Source organism: Saccharospirillum impatiens DSM 12546, assembly GCF_000423605.1.
Lineage (GTDB): Bacteria > Pseudomonadota > Gammaproteobacteria > Pseudomonadales > Natronospirillaceae > Saccharospirillum > Saccharospirillum impatiens.
The window spans coordinates 1-1,929 of the sequence record NZ_AUIH01000137.1; the positions used below are offsets into that span (position 1 = coordinate 1).

The 1,929-nt window shown below is 48.4% G+C and carries 1 protein-coding gene and 1 pseudogene; both read left to right on the forward strand.

Features of this window, described 5'->3' with window-relative positions:
* Positions 1–92: 92 nt before the first annotated feature.
* Positions 93–209 (forward strand): annotated as a pseudogene (locus tag G565_RS27840) (DUF4158 domain-containing protein); the annotation flags it as partial.
* A 432-nt stretch (positions 210–641) separates the two neighbouring features.
* Positions 642–1,865 (forward strand): Tn3 family transposase, encoded by a 1,224-nt coding sequence (locus G565_RS27680; protein WP_425413998.1) that lies wholly within the window; start codon positions 642–644, stop codon positions 1,863–1,865.
* Positions 1,866–1,929: the final 64 nt, after the last annotated feature.

Sequence of the window (1,929 nt, forward strand, 5' to 3'; positions counted from 1 at the left end):
TTCCTTATAGCGGGTAAACTGGACTACGGAAGAGTGAACCACCACATGCAAAATCAACCCACTTAAAATTCAACAGAGCCTTACTATTCAATGCATTATTGGAGCAGGCTACCAGCTGGGCTGCGCCAAGGGCCTTGTTTGATGCAGCGATCGAATTTTTGGCCCATAACAAAATTGCAATCCCAGCCTACAGCACTCTTCAAAAGACAATTAGCCAGGTGCTGGTTCAGCACCAGAAATCTCTGCATGACCAAATAGTGACTGCCAGCACTCAAGAACTGAGTGGTATGGTCAATGAATTGTTGTCTGGGGAACACACCTTCACTTTACAACATCTACGTCAGAGTGCTCGCAACTTCACCGGCACTGAGTTGGATAAGGAGTTGAAGGTGTATCGTCACCTGCAACCATGGATGACTGACATCACTCAGGTACAGAAACACCTTGGGTTGTCACAGATGAATCAACAGTATTATGCCGAGCGTGTTGACTATTACGGCGCCAAGCTAAAACGCCAAAGCCCTTTAAACCAACAACTGTATCTACTGAGCTATCTGCAGAACCGGTACCAGCAATGCCTTGAACGCATTGCTGATGGCTTTATCCATCATGTGCGCCAAGTAAAAGCTCGCGCTAAAGCAATGGCCAAAGAGCAGGTTTATCAGGATTGGCAAAAAGCGGCGCGCAATGTCGGCAAAGCCGCCGATGTGCTGCAGCTATTTTTAGATGAAAGGTTTACCCCAGAAACCCGCTTTCAGTCGGTTCAAGAGCAAGCGTTTAAATTGCTGAATACCAAAGATCTGACCTCAGTTTGCCGGTATTTGAGCAACCAGAAGCAAACGGCAGATGAAGCCTATTGGCAGCATTTGGATGCTGAGACCACGCTTCGCAGGGGTTTGCTACGGTCCTTGTTCTGTTGTTTACGCATTGAAGGAGCCGATCAAACGCAGCGGCTTGCGCAGGCCTTGAATCAAGCGAGATTGGATCTGAAGAGTCAGCGGAAACTCAGCGAGGCTAGCCTAGATTGGCGTTTACCGCAAAAGCACCTCCGTCCCTTGTTGTTGAACAAGGATGGGAACCTCAACAAAGCCCGCTTTGAATGGTACCTATATCTGCAGATCCCCGACCGACTGCAAGGCCAGCTGTTAATGCCGGACGTCATTAAGTATCGGGCCTTGGAAGCAGACTTGGTTCAATCCCAGCGCTGGAAGCGAGATAAGAAAGAGCTCACGGAAGCCACGGCACAAGCAAAGCTGATGGCTGATCCAACATCACTCATCCCAAGCCTAACCACCGAACTGAACATGCGGCTGCACGAGGTGAGTAGCTATCTGGAAAAGACCGATAATCGGGATGTGATCTTGAGAAACAAAGGTGGCAAACGGTACTGGCGGTTGCCCGCAGCAAGCAAGAAACACCTGGTCAACAACCCTTTCTTCGAACAGATGCGCTCAGTCGAAATTGCCGATGTGTTGCGGGTTGTCGACAGGGATACCGGATTTTTAGATGACTTTGAGCATGTGCAGGGTATGAGTTCGAAAAGCCGCTTGTTTGAAGTGGATTTATTGGCCATCTTGATTGCCAATGCTACTAATCAAGGGATCTATGGCATTGCCGAGATTTCCGATCGAAGTTATGAGCAGCTGCGCACCATCCAGGCAAATTACCTGCGACTGGAAACCCTGAATAATGCGAACGATCGAATCAATAATGCCACAGCAAAGCTACTCATCTTTCAGCACTACTACATACAAGAGGGTATTGTGCACGTCAGTGCCGATGGGCAGAAGTTCGAGGCTAGGCGAGAAACATTCCGAACTCGGTACTCCTCCAAGTATTGTGGACCCCACCGTCAAGACCACTAATGCATTAAATTAAGATAAAATGCCCTATGGGTTAAATTGTATTCTTACGCGGCTTGCAGCCATT

Coding starts and splice junctions, on each gene's coding strand:
- G565_RS27680 (WP_425413998.1), top strand. CDS start 642: ATGGCCAAAGAGCAGGTTTATCAGGATTGGCAAAAAGCGGCGCGCAAT.